The organism is Cryobacterium sp. TMT1-3, assembly GCF_004402315.1.
Taxonomy (GTDB): Bacteria; Actinomycetota; Actinomycetes; order Actinomycetales; family Microbacteriaceae; genus Cryobacterium; species Cryobacterium luteum.
This window is the reverse complement of sequence record NZ_SOFW01000006.1, coordinates 1-14,411: the sequence shown is the minus strand read 5'-3', so window position 1 is coordinate 14,411 and position 14,411 is coordinate 1. Positions and strand designations below refer to the sequence as shown.

Sequence of the window (14,411 nt, the reverse complement as noted above, 5' to 3'; positions counted from 1 at the left end):
AACAGTGATATCTAGTTCGATAGCGGTGCCGACGTGCACGAGTTCACGAACGGCCTTCGGGTCTGCATTTCTGCTTGAGTGCAGCGACGCCCGATTGCCCGATTGCCCGATTGCCCGATTGCCCGATCATTTCCCGTTCAACCAACGCTCAGCGGGCGCAGCAGTCGTGGCCAACGCGCCTGTGACTGCGAACGCTCGATGGCGGCGTTCTATTGTTCCTAGGGCGCCAGGGAAACAACCGGTCAGACGGTTAGGTCCAGCCACGCGATGATGGCGGCGCATGCTGCTGCGGGTTGCTCGTGAAACAGAAAGTGCCCGGCGTCTTTGATAACCGTGTAGGTGGCCGTGGTCAGTGCTGCCGCTGATTCTTCGGCGGCAGCAATCGGAATGAGGCGATCGCCAGCGCCGTGAATGATCGCGGTCGGGCAGGTAATCGCGGGCAGCAAGTAGCGCAGGTCAGCTCGGTTCACAACAGCCTGCTGTTGCCGGAGGAACGCATTGGCGCCAACCGGGGCCGTCATCTGTCGCCAGATGGCGAGAAGTGTTTCATCGGATTCGTTCTCTGCCGCGACCACGCCGGGAAAGGCGGCATCAATCAGAGTCGTGAATTGTCCTGCTTCGACGAGGGCCGATTGTCGAGCGCGGGCTGCTTTCTGCTCATCAGTGTCAGCCCGAGCGGATGTGCTCACGAGCGCGAGTGCGGTAACGCGCTCGGGTGCCTGCCTCATCACCTCGAGGGCAACATACCCGCCCATACTCGTCCCGAGAACAGCGAAGTCTCCTGTGTTCTCGCACAGGAGCCGTTCTGCCATGGCCGCGATGGTTTTATCGCGGCGTGTATCTGCGATGGTGACTTGCCCTCGCGACCAGAGCGTGTCGAGCACGGGGACGTAGGCAAGAGGCGAGCAGAGGAGGGGCGGGACAACGATTATCTTCATAACTTTATTGTTCCTCCTGCCTGTGACATCGTTCACTGAGCAGGGCCCGCAAGGGGGCCCTCTACCGGAACTGTTTCAGGGCTCGGGTATACCGTTTTGGGTCGTCACGGGTTTCGAATGTCACGATTAGGGCATGCTGGCCCATCACGCGAGTGTAGGAGCCAAGACACGGAATGTCCACGATGGTGCTCAGCCCCGCGTGCTATGCCGGGATGAGGGCAGCAAGAGACACGCGCTTGGCGTGGGCCTTGTCACCACGCAGCTTCCCATGTGACAGCTGAATCCACTCCTCCATCTTCGGCAGGAACGGGTCCGTGACCCGGGCCCGAAAGACCGGTTCAGCGAGCGGGTGGCCCGCGTCTCGGGCGGCAACATGCCGGGCAACGGTGTGGTGCGAGCACCCCGTCAGCTCCGCAGCAGCGCGAAAAGATCGTGTCAGATCATACGCAGCGAGAATTTCCATGACTTCTACGTCTACCTTCATAATGGGCCTCTTCCTGAACTGGCTTGATGCGTCTAGATACCGCAATCAAACCCCAGGGAGAGGCTCCCGCCGGTTAACCGGTCGGGCTCAGAAAAACAAGTGGGCAGATCTCATGGCCACCAACGGGCAGTTCTACTGGCCGTCAGCGGGCAATTCCGTGGCCGCCTATGGGCAGCTTCTCATGTCCGCCGACACTCCTTGGCTACTGCCGCTCGTGCCGTCCGTTCGCCGTGCCCGCATGGGGAACCTTGGGTTCTTGCGGTGATTGCAACACTTAGTGGATCCGCCGCGCCCAGGGCCAGTTGTTGCGGCAGATCGGTGCGGCGATCGACCGCTCGCCATCGACGATCTCCAGGGAACTGAACCGCAACACTGTTGCCGTCACGGGGTATCGGGCGACCAGTGCGCATGCCTTGGCTTTTGAGCGGGCCGCGAGGCCGAAGCCGTCGAAACTTCTTGTAAATTCGCACCTGCGTGGGATCGTGGAGAGGGACTTGAAGAAGAGGTACTCACCCGAGCAGATCTCGGGACGGTTGAAACGCGAGTTCCCAGATAGGGAGGAGGTGCGGGTGTCACCCGAAACGATCTACCAATCCCTCTATGTGGAGTCTCGCGGCGCGCTGAAACGGGAACTGACGGCGTCGTTACACACCGGCCGGACCTTGCGGCGCCCGTCACGCAAGGTCGCCCAACGCGAGAACCGGATCCCCGGAATGAGCAACATTGCCGAACACCCGCCAGAAGCTGAGGACCGTGCCATTCCCGGGCATTGGGAAAGCGATTTGCTCATCGGCAAAGGGAACCTGTCCGCGATCGGGACTCTGGTGGAACGCACCACCGGGATCACGATGCTCCTCCATCTACCCGACGGTTATAAGCCCGATCAGGTCGCCCCAGCGCTGGCGTCGAAGATCCAAACTCTGCCCGCCATGCTGCGGCGGTCGCTGACGTGGGATCAGGGACCCGAGATGCGGAACTGGAAAACGGTCGCTATCGACGTGGACATTGAGATCTATTTCTGCGACCCGCACGCCCCCTGGCAGCGAGGCAGCAACGAGAAAACCAACGGCCTGTTACGTCAATACTTCCCCAAGGGCACCGACCTCACCATTCACAGCGCCGAAGACCTTGACCGGGTCGCCGCGGAACTCAACGACCGCCCACGCAAACGCCTACAATTCCAGAAACCGATCGAAGCGATTGGCGAACTCCTGTTGCAATAACCGCTTGAATCCGCCGAACCCTCAGCGGGACGGATGCCGGGCACGAACCCCAGCGCGAACGGCTGCCGCGAGCCCATGCCGACATCTGCGACACGAGCGCAGCGCTCCGGCCAAAACGGCGGAGAACGCCTCTTCGATCACTGCTGTGACGGTTGCACGCGGTCTACGATATCGCGGAACATATCGACCTCGATCCGTAGCGCACTGGGTCCCTGCGGGGTGAGCCTCACCCATGTGCGGGCTCGTCTGCCGTCGTATCCCCGTCGGGGCACTACGCATTCGAGTTGCGTCGAGGCCCGTGAGATTCGCATTGCGCTCAGTATTGAGAGCAGGCCCGCATGAGCCGATTTGTCGGGCGGAACGCGGTCTCCGTCAACGCGAACTCGCACGCCTCTTTCCACCGCAGATCAAACGTGGATCTCCGTCCTGAGGGTGTTCATGGTGCGGAATATATCGGAACCGGGCCGATGCCCTGGGCCAGCACGATGCGGCCCCCGCGGACTGACGTTGCTGAGGCCCGGCAGTGATTGCTACTGCCGGGCCTCAGATTCGCGTCAGTTTGCGTTGTTCGCGAGCCTGGCTGCCTCGGCCACCTGATGGTGCAGCTCTGCGTGATCGGCGGCGGTGAGCGCCTCGTCGCCATCAAATGAGTACGGCTTGCCTTCCCCGGTTTCGATGAACGCCTTGAGACTACCGTTCACGAACATGCCCCACGCGTTCGAGCACACGTCGTAGCACTCGTCCTCGGGCTCGAGGCCCTCGTGAGTGAAGGTGACCCGCGTTCCGCCGTCGGCCTCCTCGATGTCGAACCGGACGGTCGTGCCGTTCCACTCCTGCTTGTCGACCGTGAAGTCGAGGTAGCTGCCCGTGACGAGCCATGCGATGCGTCTTGCCGGTTCGATATCGGTGACCCGGAATCCGCTGTAGTGCAGCCCGGGGACGACGTAGACGAACTCGTCGCCGACGGCGGTGGTCGAGCCGGTGATCCGCCCCCACCACCCGGGGACGTCGTTGATCGCGTCGAACGCCTTTTGCGGCGTGGCATCCACGGTGATCGTCGTCGTGAAGTTCGCGTTCATTTCTCTGCTCCTTTGCGTGCCTCCCTCGGCGGAGAGGTCTCCTGAACTTGCTTGATGCAAGTGAGTGTAACCCCAGAAACTTGCATCATGCAAGTGGTAGAGTCGAGCCATGTTGGGGAAGGCTTATGACACGCAGGTGTGCTCGATCGCGCGATCACTCGAGCTCGTCGGCGAGCGGTGGAGTCTGCTCATCATCCGCGACGCCTTGTTCGCTCGGGTGACGCGCTTCGGCGACTTCCAGCACAACCTCGGGATCGCGACCAACGTGCTCACCTCGCGGCTGGATTCGTTCGTCGCGAGCGGCATCATGGAGCGCGAAGGTTCTGCCGACTACATCCTCACGACAAAGGGGCGCGCACTCGCGGTCGCGCTCATCGCCCTCACCGAGTGGGGAAACGCCTGGGCGTCCCCCATCGAACCACCGATCCTGTACCGACACGCCGCCTGCGGTGACGGCGCGGTGCACGCGGTCGCGACTTGTGAGACGTGCGGCATCGTGCCGGCGGAGGAGGTCGCCGTCCGCATCGGTCCCGGCATGCCGGCCGACTACCTCGCCGGGCGACGCGGAGGAACCCGCGCGGGTTGATCGAATCCCGCGGCCGCTGGGACTCGTCACGGAGAACCCACTCTCTCACCCTCGTCCCGCAAGCCGGACGTCGAACGCGACAGATCTGGGGCCAAAGCATCTGGCGGCCGAGTGCGCCGACGTTGTGTCACAGGGGGACCTCACCGGGACGAACGCTGGTGACCACTGTGGGACCTACTGCGCGACGCGACACCTGCGCGACCGCGCTGGCTTTCCCGACAAGGTGGCGCCCAGTGGGGCGATTTCTGCTTTCTTCCGCGGCGATTCAGATGACCTCGACACTTTCGCGTCGATTTCCAGCCTTCGGGGTCGGACTGGTGGGGCCTCCAGGGTTGGTCAGTGGTTGCGGAGGCGCTCCGTGAGGATGGCCACGCCTGACCCGGTGAGGTTGTGCAGGTGTGCGGCGCGTCCCGCCATCACCATGACGAGGTCGAGGACCGGACCGGACCGGACACCTCTGGCCCAACACCGTGGCAAAAGGGGAGTTGGTCGCACTCAGGGCGATCCCCTTGGCGGTCGTGTGTGACGCCACGGCGAAGTCTCTGGCTGCGTAGTTCTCGGCTACGAATGTCACGGTGTCCACCTGCGGTGTCGTTGTGATGCCGAGTGGTCTTCGAATGTCAGCGCCGTGCACGATGACCTCGCCGAGCCATGCCCAGGTCGCGTTGGAGGGTTCAATGCGGTTGGGGATTGCAGCTGTGAAGTGTTGATGGGTCTCAGCCGGGGAGCCGCCAAGGTGTTCGTCGAGTCGGCGGCGATTGTGCAAGTCGGCGTTGAATCTGGACCCGATTATGCTGCGCAGCCAGCGCCACCTGCCGATGGAGGCGGCGGCGGTGAGGTGGGCGAGAGTCTCCTCCACGGTCCAAGATCCGCATTGGGCTTGTGTGCGGCAGTCGCGCTCGGTAAGGGTGTCGAGGTCAGCGGCCAGTCGTTCTCGTTCTTGACCGATCGCCGACCACTGTCGGTCCTTGATCCAGTCCATCCGCGACCCCCGTCTTGTTATGAAAAGTGATTTGTACTACTTCAGTAGCAGCTTGGCTGCCGTCCTACAACTTCGTGGCATCCACCAACATTTGGACCGCGTGTTGGTGGCCCGTGATCGCGATGTCGTCTTCACTTTCAAGGGATGCTCCGCCAATGATGGCCGCTTTCCATGCCCTGGTGGTGCTGTTCACAACCGCGTCGACGGCGCCGACGACGGTAGTCTTCGTAACCGTAGAACCTGTGGTTGTCATCGTGGCCAGGTACTCCACGGGCTCCCGCTCGGAGTCGCGCGAGTCGCTCAGCTTCAGGGCAACACTGCTCTCTGGCCCACCTTCGGGCAATCGGCGTGCGTGCGCCCGCATTGCCAGCACGAGGGTGTCGGGTCCCATGTCAGCCTCCAACGGCAGACGAGGAGATTGGGCAGCCCATATTGACAGTGCGGTATTGACGGCTTCCAGACCGCGTCCCCACTCTGAGAGGCCATAGACCATCACCCTCGCCGGTGCCGGCAGTGAGGTCCGCACGACAATGCCGGTTTCTTCGAGGTCCTGCAGCCGATGCGTGAGCACGGCCGGACCGATACCCGGGATGTCGCGTTGGAGGTCGAGAAAGCGTTTGGGCCCCAGCAGCAGCTCCCGCACCACGATGAAGGCCCATCTCTCCCCGATCAAGTCAAGGGCATGCGCCGATGCACATCCGTCGTTATAGGAACCATAGGACCTTCTCGCAGCCATGCTCCCATATTACTACTTGCAAAGGAGTGTACACTACTGAAACAATAGCGACATGGCGAATCCATCCAGCTCTGAAATCTGGTCTGTTGTCCATGACGAGCGCCAGTCACTGGTCGACGACCTCAAATCGCTCGAAACGAACAAGTGGTGCACGCCGTCACTGTGTCCTGGTTGGGATGTCCACGACGTTCTGGCTCACCTCCTCGATTCAGCCAAGACCACCCGCCTAAGCTTCCTGCGTCGCATGGTCGCGGCTGGTCTTGACTTTGATCGTGACAACGCCGTCGGGATCACGCGGGAGAAGGCGACAGCTGCCGAAGACACATTGAGCGCGTTCAGGGCAGTATGCGCCCACACCACCACACCCCCGGCGGCCTTGGCCACTCGATTGGTAGAGGCTTTCGTGCATGGTGAAGACATACGTCGCCCCCTCAAGATCGGTCGCAATTACCCGCCCGTGCATGTCGCCGAGGCACTCGCCTACCAGGTGAAGACAAGCGTCAAGATAGGCGGCGGTAAGGAGCCGGCTCAGGGGTGGCACCTGATCGCCACCGACGCACCTTTCGAGCACGGAGCCGGCCCTAAGGTTTACGGCCCCGCCATCGCTCTCCTGCTCGCTGTGTCGGGCAGACCCGTCGGAGCTGATGAACTCACCGGGCCTGGAGCCCACAGCTTTGTGACAGAAGCAAGCGAGGAATCGTAATGACAACCCCCGAACACCCCGACCAGACACTCGATGTCACGTTCACGGCCACGGTCATCGCCCATTCCAACAGCGGCTGGCCCTGCGTCCAGATAGCCGACTCCGCCGAATTCTTCGGCACCGGCAAAGCGGTCAAAATTAGTGGCACCGTCGACGGACACCCATACGAAGCCACGATGCTACCCGTCGGTGGTGGCATACACATGATGCCGCTACGAGCGGCGTTCCGGAAGCTTCTCGCGAAGAGCGTGGGCGACGACGTTACCGTGCACCTGAACGCCCGGCTCGCGTGAACGTTCACTAAACAAAGCATCCCCTTCGAAACAGGAGAACTTGATGAAAAACACGATCATCGGCGCCAATCCCCGAGCGTCCATCTTGGACGCGCCCGGAGTACGCCTGTGGTACAAAATCCGCGGGCGGGGACCGCGATGCCCCCACTCGACCAGCTTCTGCCGGATCGAGATGTCCAACGCGCCGTCCCCGAGGCATTGCCGTAGATCACATGACCGCCGCTTCGATCCGAGGATGCCACACGTAGTCCCGCCACAACAAGATTCCGCCCGCAAGAGGAACCCTGACTGGAACGATGTTTTGTCGGTTGTGGCTGGAGTGGATGCCGTGTTGAGCACTGTTGGAATCGGGTCATCAAAGACTCCCACGACGTTGTACTCGGAAGGCACACGAAACCTGCTCGACGGGATAAGCAAGCACGGGGTTCAACGAATCGTAATCATATCGCCAGGAGTCGCCGAACACTGGGCCCATCAGGGGCCGCTCAAGCTTTGGGTTGCGCTTCCGTTGCTGCAGAAATTCCTCGGCGCAACATACGACGATATGCGCCGCATGGACGTCGTGCTCTGGGAAAGCCACGCGCGGTGGACGGCAATTGGTGCACAACGAATCAGGACCGCACCTGGCAAGGGTAAATGCCGACTCGCTGGCCAACCGCTACCGCGCGGGTGGGTGATCACAGAAGCAGACATGGCAACCGCAATGCTAGACATCATTGAACGCGATGACCTGAGTGGACTACACATCTACATCGCCAACTAGAGAACGCGACATAGGCCGAAATGTAGAAAATCAATACCGGAAGGCGCTTACGGATTGTCCCTTAGGGGAACCATGAACGGACCGCTTGCAGGTGTCACTATTGCCATTATGAGCGGACTGCCGCCCTTCCCTGGGGGATGCTGCTCTTGGCACGCGCCGTTTGAGTGGGAATCCGGACGGCCACGGCACTTAGGATGAGGCCAAGCACGGTGAACCCGGCGCCAGCAAATCCGCCCCAACGCATCATCCCGGTTGCAACTGCGACCCCTCCGAGTGCGGCACCTATGGCGTTGGCCAGATTGAACGCTCCGACGTTCACCGCAAGCGCTAATGACGGTGCGGCGGCGGCATGACGCATAACGAGGGATTGCAAGGGTGCGATCGTAGCGGTCGACAGCAACCCCAGCATCACGACCAGGGCCACCATAGCGGTCGGTATTTCAGCGGCCAGCGGGAACACGAAAAGGGTAATGATGAGGGCAATGAAGACTCCAGTTAGAGTGCGACCGAGTGCCCGATCAGCTAGGCGTCCTGCTACGAGGTTGCCGACGACCCCGCCGATGCCATAGGCCATCAGCAGTACCGGTATGGCGCCTGCGACGATGCCTGTCACGTCAGTCAGGAGCGGTACGAGGTAAGTAAACACGATGCCTACTCCTGCGAATCCGACTACGGTGGTCGACACGGCCAATAATACCGGCTTCCGCAGTAGCGCTCGGATCTCATCGACGATGCCTGTTGTGGGCGCTGGGGTGCGGGGCATCGCCCACGCCAGCAGCAACAAGCCAATGAGTGCGACGCCAGCGATCACAACAAACGGAAGCCGCCAATTCGTGCCTCCGCCTAGCAGCACTCCTAACGGCACCCCCAGCACAGTGGCCAGGGTCAATCCGGAGGTCACGATTGCGACGGCCTGCCCGGACTTCGCTGGCCCCATCGCTTTGGTCGCGGTGATCAGACCGATTGCAAACAGTGTTGCCTGGCTGCAGGCGGAAACGACGCGTCCGATCATGACCCAACCGAACGCGGGGGCGATTACAGTCAGCGTGGTACCGGCGATGAATACGACGGCTAGACCCAGTGCCAGTCCTTTTCGCGGCAGGCGAGCAGTGAGCACGGTGATGATTGGTCCGCCGATAGCTACCCCGAGTGCGTAGGCGGTGACCGTCTGGCCTGCGGTGGCGATATCGACCGACAAGTCGACGGCAAAAAGAGGCAGCATGCCTGCGACGAGATACTCTGCCGTGCCAGTGCAAAACACCAACAGCACGAATCCGGTCAGCACGACTGCCGGGCGTGCAGCACGGTCAAGTGGGGGACTTCGAAGGACGAATTTTTCATTGTTCACTCTGATAGCATCAACTCTCACATCAATGAGAAGGCAAGCTCGCCGATAGGAGTCGCTGGTCACGTGCGAATTTCTGAAGTTGCTGGACGCTCTGGAGTGCCTGCCAGGCTGCTTCGTTACTACGAAGAACAGGGCCTCCTCAACCCGCTGCGCAATCCATCGGGATACCGCGACTATACGGATCAAGATATCGAACTCGTTCGCCGGATCCGCCACTTGCTTAATGCCGGGCTCAGCACAGCGACGATCCGAACGGTGTTGCCCTGCCTGACAGACCGAGCAGGACGCCTGGCTCCAATCTGCACCGACCTCATTGAGGACCTCAAACGCGAACAAATTCGCATTGAAGCCTCCATCGACACCCTCAAGCAATCCCGTGATGCCATCGAGGAAGTCATCGCCGCCGGCGTGTCCCTGTCCGGATGATGAGCTTTGCGGCGCGCTCGCTAGCGAAAAGTCGCGCGCCCCGAGGACATGTCCGCGGTATGCCCCATTTTGAGACGACGCAGAATCACCCCATTCCTCGCTGGGCTCTACTGCGTCGCCGGGACTGCCCAGCGACGTGACGACATCATCCGAACAGACCTGGAAGGGCTTCGCAAGGCGCTTTGCCTTCGGCTCGGGCAGGATGGCGGGCATCTGGACCCGAGTTGATGAGGGCTTCGAGGCCTTCTCGAGTGCTCACGAGGTCTGCGATACGCGCGTCATAGGCCTTCAGGTGCTCCACTAGGACCGGCGTCGCACATGGCTCGAGGCGTCCTGGCTCGGAGACGCAGTCGATGAGTTCCAGAATCGTGCGGGTCGGCAGCCCAACGCCCAGGAGAGAACGGATGGCGCGCACTCTTTCCACCGCAGCCGGGTCGAAAAGCCGCTGGCCCGAAGCAGACCGGTCGGCGGCCAAGAGACCTCTACTTTGGTAGTACCGGAGAAGCCGCGGCCCGACTCCGGTGAGCGCCGACAACTCGCCAATGCGAAGCATTTCGTGCGGAGCAGGCTTTGCCTCTGACACTAATGTCACCTCATACCCTTCAGTCATGACAGGTTCACTGACACTCCTCAACGGTACAACTGCCACGGCTGAGGAATTAGCCCCACTAGCATTTGCGGGCTTTGCTCACTTCACGGCGATGCAGGTCCACGATCGATCAGTACGCGGTCTGGACCTGCAACTCAAGCGGCTCCGTGATGCCAGCGACGCGATGTTTGGCAGGCACCTTCCGGATGCCCAAATTGTGGACTATCTCCGTGAGGCACTCAGCGCAGCACCCGAGGACGCATCGTTGGCGCTTTTCATCACGTCGTCCCCGGGAGAGTTCGTAGCTCCTCGCTCGAAAGTGCATCTGCATGTGCTGACCAGAATCACCGACGCTGCCACGGTTCCCCCGGAACCGTTGGCCTTGGACGTTGTTGCCCACCAGCGCGACCTGCCCCAAGTCAAGCACGTCGGTGAAGTGGCCAAAACGCTGCTTCTTCGTCAGGCCATCACGCGGGGATTCGACGATGCCGTCTTTGAAGATTCTGAAGGACGACTGAGCGAAGCGACCATCAAGCGCTACTCGCCAGCCAATATCGCTAGGTACGACATGAAAGAGGCTCTTCTGCAGGAACTGAGGCTCCTGCGTGGCACCGTAGAACGAGGAGAGCAGGACGGTCTTGCCACTGCCGCTCTCCCCAAACACTGCAATGTGCTGCTCAAGCGTTCTTTTCAGTCCCAGATAGGGAGTCTAGAGGCTTGCTGTTCCTCTACTTAGTGACCTGAAATGCGCCTCGATCAGCGTCGGTATGAAGCCGGCGCCGGTTCAGAAAGGAAGTGTCAGCTGTGGTGGTGACTGCCGATAATGCTTCGCCAACTCCAGATTGCGTTGTTCGAAGTGACCTCCACGCGAAACATGCCAAGAACCCCGGAGCCTCATGGCTTCGGGGTTCTTGTTTTCTCGACGTCGACGACGCCTAGAGCGCGGGCATGGCCTGCTTCGCCGAGCAGAGGCTAAGAGAAGTAGCCACCGACGCCAAGGGCAAACGAGGGACAGTCAGCGCCGTAGAGTGGAGCGGAGAACGTAACCGAGCCGCCGTCCGAGATGTCCCCATCTTGTTCAGCAAAGTCGGTGAACTGCGAAATTAGGTTGTCACCGTCGAAGCAGTAAATGCCGACGCTGTAAGGGCCGGTGGCCTCGGCACCGGTCTCGTTTGTCGCAGCGCCCACGATGGAATCTCCCACCAGATTCACTTCAGTGACCTTAAAAGGTGCGGTGTTGTACGAGCTGGTATCCACGGGGCTGGAGTTCACCGTGAATTCGAACTCAGCGCCGTCAGCAACTGCGGCACTGTTATCGAAATAGATGTAAGCCAACCCGACCTCACCCGGCTGTACTTGGTCGGGGATTGTCCCTTGGCTACTACCCGTCGCGACGATAGAACCGCCGGTGCGTGCCGTTGCGCTCCAGTCGACGTGCGAAATACCGTCGCTTGTGTTGTTCCTGAACGCAAAGATCAGGCTCCCACTGTCCCTGTCGAGCGGGCCAACCTGAACCACCGATACCTCGCTGGCCTCGCCGTCGGGGAAGTTGGGTTGCGCCGTCCCACCGAGCAAACCGCTTGCATTGAACGGCAACGATTCGACCGTGACAGCCTTTTCTACCGGTATCGAAGTTGTATTCGAATCCCCCTCAGCCGCAACATCAGACGAGCTACAGGAAGTGAGCAGGAGCACAGCAGCAAGGACGACCGCCAGACGCAATGGATTCTTCATAAGCGCCAGCCTAGCGGCTCGTCTTACCTCGGCTCATATCGTGATATTCCTCAACAGTCACACCAACTACGTCAACGCAATTAGAAGGAGCGCTCTAATCCTGCTCAGGAGAACACGCCAGGCCAAGTTCGCCAGACCGTCTGAAAGAACTTTCTGCATCGACCATCCGGCAGTTCGACAGTTCGACAGTTCGACAGTTCGACAGTTCGACAGTTCGACAGTTCGACAGTTCGACAGTTCGACAGTTCGACAGTTCGACAGTTCGACAGTTCGACAGTTCGACAGTTCGACAGTTCGACAGTTCGACAGTTCGACAGTTCGACAGGATAGCGAGCGCCAAGTCAACGAAAACGTGTCGCCCGCTACATGTTCGAACGTTACTGGCGGCTCATCTCAACAGTCATGGTGACACCCATTGCCGTGAGGTCGTAGGAGAGCACGTCATTGTCAAAGGTAAAGGCTTTTGCCGTGTCGCCGGAGGCCATCAAGGCGGTCTCCATCTGCGCGACGTCACCCTGTGAGTCCCATGCGTACGACTCGGTGCCTTCGGTCGGCGCAACGAACGAACCGATCCAGTAGACCGCCTTTGTCGAGTCAGATGCGGTCACCCAGTCGACGGTGATTTGCTCGCCCGTAATGGTTGCCGCCTGGTACGTATCAGCGCTGTTTGAATTTGTCTGCTTCCACTCGCCTGTCAGATCTAGCGGTTCGACAACGACCTCCGCAACGCTCTCCTCGCTCTGCGAAGAGGGGGTCGCGGCTTTGATATCGGCAGCGGGGGCAGAGCACCCGGTGAGTAGAAGGAGCGAGGCCGCGAACGGGATGATAAGGCGAAGTTTCATAATTGCAGTCTAGGAGTCGGGGCCGACGTCGAAACCCGTCACGGGTCATGACGCGAAGAGAAGAGTTCGATATCCACAAGTCTTGCCCTTGAGCGTCTCTGTACAGCCCGAGCCAGTCGCATAGCAAACTCACGTCACGACGCGACCATGCGCGGGGACCCGGTGCGCTCCTCCCTGTCGGACGCATCAAACGACACAGGGCGCCACCGATGATCGACATCAACCCGAACGGCGCGGGCTTTCCCGGCGTCGAGCAGCTGCGCGTCACCGTCGGCGCGGTCATGACCATCGGCCTCGTGCTCAGCGTGCTCGTCCTCATCGTCGCGGCGATGGTCTGATGGTTCGGCGCCAACTCCTCCAACCCGCACCTCGCCTCCCGCGGCAAGACCGGCGTGATGGTGGCCTGCGGCGCAGCGATCATCTGCGGCGCCGCCGTCACCCTCGTCAACTTCTTCTGGAAAGTCGGCCAGTCCGTCTGACCCTGCGACGACGCGAGGCTACCGATGAGCGTGTGCGATGTGCCGGTCTTAGCCTCGATCCACCGGTCCGCCTTGAGTGAGCGTGGTCGCACAGAAAGCGGATGCCCATACCCAGTCCGCCGGCAACGCCAGCGCCCCGAGCGCGCCGGCATCCAAGCAGACACGACCACCGGCATCAGCCTCACCGCAAGAACTGCCAGCCGGTCGAAAAATCAAGGACGCGTAGCCGTGGACACTCACACGAACCGCGCCGACTACCGCCTCGCCCCGGTGCAGTTCTCGCGACTGACCAAGCGAGGAGTGCTGCTGGGTTTGTCGGTGCCGCAGCTCGTGGCGCTGTCGATAGGCACGCTCACCATCGTCACCGCGCTCTACACGACGGGCGCCTTGGGTGTCGCGTGGACGAGCCCGATCTGGGGTACCGCGGCGGTGATCGCGGGTATCCCGATCGGCGGGCGCAAGATCGTCGAGTGGATGCCGGTGGTCACGCGGTGGGCGTGGAGATCGGGACATGAGCAGCTGACCTACCGGCGCCGCGTAATCCGCCCGCGCCCGGTGGGAACCCTGTCGCGGCCGGGCGATGCGGCCGCCCTGCGCGAGTGGAACGATCCCGAGTCGGGCGCGGTGATGATCCACGACCCGCACGCGCAAACCCTCACCGCGATCGTCGCGGTGTCCCACCCTGCGTTCGCGTTGCTCGACCCGGACGAGCAGCATTGGCGCGTGGTGGGGTGGGGGCGCGTGCTGGCCGGAGCCTGCCGATCGGGGCGGATCGCACGGCTGCAAGTGTCCGAGCGCACCCTGCCCGACTCCGGAACAAGACTAGCCGAGTGGTGGAAGGGGCACGGCATCAACGACGAAAGTTGGGCCGCCAACACCTACCGCGACCTCATCGAGCGGGCAGGACCCGCCGGTGAACGCCACGCCACGACAATCGCACTCTCCCTCGACCTCACTGCGGCCTCCCAACACGTGCGCACACAGGGCGGCGGCATGCGCGGCGCGGCGACGGTGCTGCGGCAGGAAATGACAGCCCTGACCGGAGCGCTGCGCGCCGCGGACCTCACGGTCGGCGGCTGGCTCACCGCCGACGAGCTCGCGGTCGTGCTGCGAACCGCGTATGACCCGGCCATCGGAGTCGACCTGGAGCGGCATCCGCTGGTCGGGCGGTCACTGGCCACGGCCGGACCGGTCGCGGTCGCCGAG

At 61.6% G+C, this 14,411-nt stretch carries 17 protein-coding genes and 1 pseudogene; 9 read left to right on the top strand and 9 right to left on the bottom strand.

Annotated elements, in window-relative coordinates; translation table 11 throughout:
* Positions 1-242: 242 nt before the first annotated feature.
* Positions 243-812, bottom strand: coding sequence for an alpha/beta fold hydrolase (locus E3O25_RS00610; protein WP_206750200.1), 570 nt, complete (start codon positions 810-812; stop codon positions 243-245).
* A gap of 328 nt (positions 813-1,140) precedes the next feature.
* Positions 1,141-1,422, bottom strand: coding sequence for a hypothetical protein (locus E3O25_RS00605; RefSeq protein ID WP_134360211.1), 282 nt, complete (start codon positions 1,420-1,422; stop codon positions 1,141-1,143).
* A 281-nt stretch (positions 1,423-1,703) separates the two neighbouring features.
* Here E3O25_RS00605 and E3O25_RS00600 point away from each other — a divergent pair, with 281 nt between their 5' ends.
* The gene (locus tag E3O25_RS00600; RefSeq protein ID WP_134360210.1) at positions 1,704-2,645 is read left to right on the top strand and encodes an IS30 family transposase; all 942 of its coding nucleotides are present in this window, start codon (positions 1,704-1,706) and stop codon (positions 2,643-2,645) included.
* Positions 2,646-3,199: 554 nt separating this feature from the next.
* Here the strand turns inward: E3O25_RS00600 and E3O25_RS00595 are convergent.
* On the bottom strand, positions 3,200-3,724 hold the full coding sequence (locus E3O25_RS00595; protein WP_092108113.1) for an SRPBCC domain-containing protein: 525 nt from the start codon (positions 3,722-3,724) through the stop codon (positions 3,200-3,202).
* A 109-nt stretch (positions 3,725-3,833) separates the two neighbouring features.
* Between E3O25_RS00595 and E3O25_RS00590 the strand changes: the two genes are divergently transcribed.
* On the top strand, positions 3,834-4,310 hold the full coding sequence (locus E3O25_RS00590; RefSeq protein WP_092108115.1) for a helix-turn-helix domain-containing protein: 477 nt from the start codon (positions 3,834-3,836) through the stop codon (positions 4,308-4,310).
* Between the two features lie 265 nt (positions 4,311-4,575).
* Here the strand turns inward: E3O25_RS00590 and E3O25_RS17815 are convergent, their stop codons facing one another.
* Together E3O25_RS17815 and E3O25_RS00580 are read right to left on the bottom strand one after the other, a co-directional pair.
* A complete protein-coding gene (locus E3O25_RS17815; protein WP_198410935.1) occupies positions 4,576-5,292 on the bottom strand; it encodes a maleylpyruvate isomerase N-terminal domain-containing protein in 717 nt (238 codons plus the stop codon).
* Between the two features lie 64 nt (positions 5,293-5,356).
* Positions 5,357-6,028, bottom strand: coding sequence for a helix-turn-helix domain-containing protein (locus tag E3O25_RS00580; RefSeq protein WP_134360209.1), 672 nt, complete (start codon positions 6,026-6,028; stop codon positions 5,357-5,359).
* Positions 6,029-6,080: 52 nt separating this feature from the next.
* On the opposite strand from E3O25_RS00580, the gene E3O25_RS00575 reads away from it, so the two are divergent.
* The 3 genes from E3O25_RS00575 to E3O25_RS00565 are packed head-to-tail and all read left to right on the top strand — an operon-like array spanning position 6,081 to position 7,787.
* Positions 6,081-6,731, top strand: a complete 651-nt coding sequence (locus E3O25_RS00575; protein ID WP_092108119.1) for a maleylpyruvate isomerase family mycothiol-dependent enzyme — start codon at positions 6,081-6,083, stop codon at positions 6,729-6,731.
* On the top strand, positions 6,731-7,024 hold the full coding sequence (locus tag E3O25_RS00570) for a DUF1905 domain-containing protein (RefSeq protein ID WP_092108121.1): 294 nt from the start codon (positions 6,731-6,733) through the stop codon (positions 7,022-7,024). The genes E3O25_RS00575 and E3O25_RS00570 overlap by 1 nt, the downstream gene beginning before the upstream one ends.
* A gap of 43 nt (positions 7,025-7,067) precedes the next feature.
* A complete protein-coding gene (locus E3O25_RS00565; protein WP_370448697.1) occupies positions 7,068-7,787 on the top strand; it encodes an NAD(P)-dependent oxidoreductase in 720 nt (239 codons plus the stop codon).
* 106 nt (positions 7,788-7,893) lie between these two features.
* Here E3O25_RS00565 and E3O25_RS00560 read toward each other — a convergent pair whose 3' ends face one another.
* Complete coding sequence (locus tag E3O25_RS00560; RefSeq protein WP_198410934.1) at positions 7,894-9,198, bottom strand: MFS transporter; 1,305 nt, start codon at positions 9,196-9,198, stop codon at positions 7,894-7,896.
* On the opposite strand from E3O25_RS00560, the gene E3O25_RS00555 reads away from it, so the two are divergent.
* Positions 9,199-9,561 (top strand): MerR family transcriptional regulator, encoded by a 363-nt coding sequence (locus tag E3O25_RS00555; RefSeq protein WP_092108123.1) that lies wholly within the window; start codon positions 9,199-9,201, stop codon positions 9,559-9,561.
* Positions 9,562-9,706: 145 nt separating this feature from the next.
* On the opposite strand, the gene E3O25_RS17810 is transcribed toward E3O25_RS00555, so the two are convergent.
* Positions 9,707-10,114: a MerR family transcriptional regulator gene (locus E3O25_RS17810; RefSeq protein ID WP_092108197.1), complete on the bottom strand. Its 408-nt coding sequence runs from the start codon at positions 10,112-10,114 to the stop codon at positions 9,707-9,709.
* Positions 10,115-10,169: 55 nt separating this feature from the next.
* On the opposite strand from E3O25_RS17810, the gene E3O25_RS00545 reads away from it, so the two are divergent.
* Positions 10,170-10,886, top strand: a complete 717-nt coding sequence (locus tag E3O25_RS00545; RefSeq protein WP_241984075.1) for an aminotransferase class IV — start codon at positions 10,170-10,172, stop codon at positions 10,884-10,886.
* 236 nt (positions 10,887-11,122) lie between these two features.
* On the opposite strand, the gene E3O25_RS00540 is transcribed toward E3O25_RS00545, so the two are convergent.
* Positions 11,123-11,884: a hypothetical protein gene (locus tag E3O25_RS00540; RefSeq protein ID WP_134360208.1), complete on the bottom strand. Its 762-nt coding sequence runs from the start codon at positions 11,882-11,884 to the stop codon at positions 11,123-11,125.
* 377 nt (positions 11,885-12,261) lie between these two features.
* Positions 12,262-12,726 carry a hypothetical protein gene (locus E3O25_RS00535; protein ID WP_092108127.1) on the bottom strand — a complete coding sequence of 155 codons (465 nt, stop codon included), beginning with the start codon at positions 12,724-12,726 and terminating at the stop codon, positions 12,262-12,264.
* 209 nt (positions 12,727-12,935) lie between these two features.
* On the opposite strand from E3O25_RS00535, the pseudogene E3O25_RS00530 reads away from it, so the two are divergent.
* Together E3O25_RS00530 and E3O25_RS00525 are read left to right on the top strand one after the other, a co-directional pair.
* Positions 12,936-13,205, top strand: a pseudogene (locus tag E3O25_RS00530) (DUF6112 family protein).
* A gap of 228 nt (positions 13,206-13,433) precedes the next feature.
* Positions 13,434-14,411, top strand: a 978-nt coding sequence (locus tag E3O25_RS00525) for an SCO6880 family protein (protein WP_134360207.1), incomplete at its 3' end; no start/stop codon positions are given.